Below are 4,462 nucleotides of genomic sequence, written 5' to 3' on the forward strand. Positions count from 1 at the left end.
TGTCGAATTATCAGCACCTTATAAAAATCAGCACCTTTTGTCTTGATGAAACCATTCGTCTGGATTATCATACGAAAAGGTGCTGATTAGTTTTACTGCAACTTTCTCAAACCACAGATTGAAGATAAACTATCAGTGTCGGGATTCCACTTCGGGACAGCGTTGCGGTCACTTTCATCTTCGAGGGTGGCAAGTGCCGCAGCCTCCTGTTCCGTTGTTATATCCAGGTAAATCATGGTTGTTTCAAGCTGCGAATGGCCAAGAAGGAATGAAATCTGAGCGATGTTCATACCATCCTCAAGCCAGTGTGAAGCCTTTGCGTGCCGAAACTGATGCGCATGGAGGTCCAAGGGAACATCTGCACACTTTTCATGACAGGCACTGGCATATTTCTTCATCATCTTCCGGACTGCTGACTGGGACAGCTTTTCCATAGTTCCTTTATTCCTGGAAAAAAACAGGAAAGAATCCGGTTTTGGATTCGAGCCATGAAAAACCTTTATATATAGCCTGATATGCGCCACCGCCTTGGGAAGCAGATAAAGTGTCCGTACTTTATCACCTTTACCGATTATTACGACATAAGGCTTTTCGATATCCAGCTTCAGCTCTTTTATACGGATAGAAAGGATCTCGTCAATCCGCGCCGCTGTCGCATAAAGAATGACCATTAAGGCAAGGTCGCGAATTCCCGTTTTATGTGTGGTATCGGGTTCGGCAAGAATTACCTTTATTGCCTCACGGCTAAGTCCAGATACTTTTTTCTTGGTTTTTTTGCGGAGAGGAACCTTCGATACCTCATCAAGAAGATACAGATATTTCGGATTCCTTGACGAAAGATATTTTATAAACTTCCGGAAAGAGGAAAGCCTCGTGTTGCATGACTGCGGGCTGCAGCCTCGCTCATTCGAAAGCCATTCCATCCAGCCTTCAACCTTTGTCTCTTCAAAGCACTGCGGACTGAAGTTTGCCGGTTTTATACCGCATTCGTTTTCAAGATACCCGATATATAGGGTTATGGCCGTCTCATAAGAATGCAGTGTGTGCTCGCTGTTGGTAAGGTGCATTGGCGCATAATCCGTAAGGAATTCCGATATGGCACGTGCAAGGTCAAAAGATTTTGAATTGATCCTACTCATAATCCGGCACCTCCGGTACAATCTCATCGAACCCAGCTTCGGTTGTTTTCTGTAAAATATCTGCCAGTGCAGGGACGATGGAATAGTAGTATTTGGTGCTTTCAAGGGATGTGTGCCCCATACTTTTGCTCAAAAACACAAGCTTATCATGGAACTCAAATCCGGAATTAATCCATGAATTGATGTTTTCTATCGCATAATTATGTCGGAAATCATAAGGAACCGCTGATGACCCGTTGACCTTATCCCACACCTTATGAAAATGATAATCCAGCATGTCAGGTGAAATGGGCATGTCTGGATTCTTCGAATTCATAGGAAAGAAAATAATGCGTGATGGAAAGCGCTTTGATGCAACAGCATCATAGTCCCGCAACAACTGGATGGCATCGTCATGTAAAGCCACATAGTGCTGCTGATTTCCCTTTGTTTCTTTCACATTGATTATGCCTCTTGCAAGGTCGACATTCTCTGTGCGAAGAAGGCGGGTCTCCGTTGGCCGCATACCGCTGCTATACAATAGCCGGAATTCCACGGATGCGCTAAGGGCAATAAAGCGACTGCTTTGGTCGCGAGCGGTTTTGACATTTTCATCGCATCTGCTGAAGAAACGACAGAGTTCTTCTTCGGAAAATGCATGTGGTATGTGTGTCTTTGGCGGTGCCGGTGGCATTTCTGGTTTTACAACAGATGTAAGGTTGCGATTCTGTAAATACTCTATCAGCCTAAGAGCGGACTGACATCTGTCAATAAAAGAACGTTTCTGCTCCGTAGGTCTTTGAATGCACCATCCATTAATCATCTCCTGCGTTATCCCTTTCACACCGGGATAGTTCTCGGAACAGAAACGGTCGAAATACAGGATCGTTTGTGAATAAACTTCATTCCAGTTGTTCGATGCGACTCGATACCTGATGAACGGCTCAAAGATAGAAGCTCTTTCTTTACTGTATTCAGCCAAGGGAGATCACCTCCTTCGACACAGGATACTTTTTAAGACTGATCGAGCATTCCCGGATGTGCTCCATATCTGCGTAAAGATAGGCATCCAACGACTTCGGAGAAGAATGCCCCAATGCAGCACTGATCACAGGCGAAGGGATGTTCCCAGCCGCCATGGTTGAAGCTGCACGGTGGCGGAAGATATGCCCGCCCTTGCGATCGCCTTCCTCCTGACGGATCCCTGCAGCCATCATGATTTTTGTAACAGCCCATTCAATGCCGCCCTTTCCAAGTGTATTATAAGGAGCCGCGTCACATAGAAAGAGGTAGAGACTGTCAGTGTGCGGGCGTTCAATAGTGCAGTAATCATAAATGGCATTCCCTACCACGGTACTGAGTGGAAGGACTACGGGATTTCCTGTTTTTTCCTGCGTAAAGCTGATCGTCCGATGCTTTAAGTCTACCGAGTCAAGTTTCAGGCATGAAACGTCAGAGCCCCGCATGCCTGTATAGAAGATGATGGTGCCTATGGCTCTCTCCTTGTAGGACAGGCCGTTGCCTTCGTCATTAAGAGCCTTCCTGAACTTGTTGCTCTCGTCCGTTGTGAGGTATTGTATTGTTTTCCGGCTGGAATGGTACTTCGGAACGTACATTCCAATCCTCCTGCACTCATTAGGATTTAACGGGACGCATGTACGGAAAAACAAGGATATCCTGGATGCGGTTGACTGTCCGCGGAGGTAAACTCCATCCGTGTAGAAAAAGGCAAGTACATCTTCTTCAGCCACATCGATCAACCGCTCAACTCCCCTCTGCTGGAGAGAATATAAAAACGAAGATGCTTTTGTCTTCGTACATTTGATGGTATTAGGCTTAAGACCACGCCGCTTTTCATCTTCACAGGCATAGTCCACCAGAGCTTTGTATTCGGGAACAAGCTTCGAATAACAGTTCCCACGTGGGCAAAGCGGATTCTGCGTTGCTCTGTTGTTGGGCATAATACCCAGGCGGTGGAACTCATCGAGGATTCCAAGGATGCTCCGAATATCATGAAGATAACATTTCCCGAAGCTGCGTGATGAAAACCAGTTCCAGATGTCTTCGTAAGAATTCCATTCAACTTCACGTGAGAGGATGACAAGCCTGCGGGTATGGAAATACAGTTTTTTGCGATAGTCCTCGCAGTATCCATGATCTTTCATGTATGCAAGCAATCCATCGAGATGATCCTGCCAGAATGAAAGATCAAGCTCTCCGAGGCTCTGTACTCGTGATTCAAGCTTCATTTGAATGGATGGATGCTCCGGGACATCCCCTGTAGACAGCCAGCATGAGAGTTTTTCAAGAGTTTTCCTAGTGGAGTCCATATGACTGGTGCTGATTGGGCGGCGTTCATTCCATTCAAGGATTTCATCGATAGAATCCCATCTGATGCTCCTGGAAAGCATGATGATACGCTTTAGATTATTCTTGTTTACTTTCAATGAAGATTCGCTATAGCCCCTATCCTTCATGCATTCCAGAAACTCATCTAAGTGGATCTGGACATAGGAAAGATCGAAATCTCCAAGGCTTGGCTCAACGGACATTTTTTCATCTGGAACGGTGAGAAACCTTCGTTTTCTTACATTGACCATACCGTGGTCATCCCAACCAATCAGGGTGCCATTCAGCTGCCAGTACTCCATATGGTCAATAATCCGGTATATTTTATCAAGGTACTTGGTTGTAAGTTTTTTCTCGAAATACCAATCTTTGATATCTTGATAGGTATCCCATGAGTTAGAGGCGGACATTGTGATAATGTAAGAGACTGTCCGGCGAATGGATAATACAGTTTCATCACAGCGTCCCTGCTGAATAAAAAAAGCGAGGAAATCGTCTAATTGATCGCGCAATGGAAAAAGATTGAGTCTTCCCTTGCTTCGTGTTGGTGCAGTAACGTGAACATGCTCCTTAACAATACGATGCTCTGGTTTTTGTCCAAGCAGATGAAAAGCTTCCAGCTTCTTGATAATAGAGAGCTTAAACCACCTGGTCTTGTCCTTCAGGCCTGGAAGCAGACTGTAGTAATTTCGCACATCCTCGTAGGTTTGCCAGCCATGAACAGTCGCATCTTCCTCTAAGGATAGTGTGAATCGTTTGTGAGCAGAGATTACTTTTGTGCAGAATCCCTGTTCACACATGCTGTCAAGGAACTCATCAAGATGTTCCTGCCAAAAAGAAAAAATCATAAGCGTTACCTCCTGTAAAATAGTGTTATATAGTATGGTAACGAAGGGCAGAAATAAAATCAGCACCTTTTCGACTTGAATTCAGTTAAAACGCTGACATTTGGAAAAAGGTGCTGATTTTTATAAGGTGCTGATAAATGGACAAAT

3 protein-coding genes are annotated in these 4,462 nt (G+C 44.9%); all 3 read right to left on the reverse strand.

What is annotated here, in order from left to right:
* Positions 1 to 92 precede the first annotated feature (92 nt).
* Genes ACESZH_RS23515 through ACESZH_RS23525 form a run of 3 tightly spaced genes read right to left on the reverse strand, consistent with a single transcriptional unit; the run spans position 93 to position 4,315 of the window.
* A complete protein-coding gene (locus ACESZH_RS23515) occupies positions 93 to 1,139 on the reverse strand; it encodes a tyrosine-type recombinase/integrase (protein ID WP_158370202.1) in 1,047 nt (348 codons plus the stop codon).
* Entirely contained in the window at positions 1,132 to 2,100 is a 969-nt protein-coding gene (locus ACESZH_RS23520; protein ID WP_158370200.1) for a tyrosine-type recombinase/integrase, read from the reverse strand. The genes ACESZH_RS23515 and ACESZH_RS23520 overlap by 8 nt, the downstream gene beginning before the upstream one ends.
* Positions 2,093 to 4,315, reverse strand: a complete 2,223-nt coding sequence (locus ACESZH_RS23525) for a tyrosine-type recombinase/integrase (protein ID WP_373219508.1) — start codon at positions 4,313 to 4,315, stop codon at positions 2,093 to 2,095. Before ACESZH_RS23525 ends, ACESZH_RS23520 begins: the two co-directional genes overlap by 8 nt.
* Positions 4,316 to 4,462 lie beyond the last annotated feature (147 nt).

Origin of the sequence: Ruminococcus sp. 5_1_39BFAA, from assembly GCF_964240875.1 — a bacterium.
Taxonomy (GTDB): Bacteria; Bacillota; Clostridia; order Lachnospirales; family Lachnospiraceae; genus Blautia_A.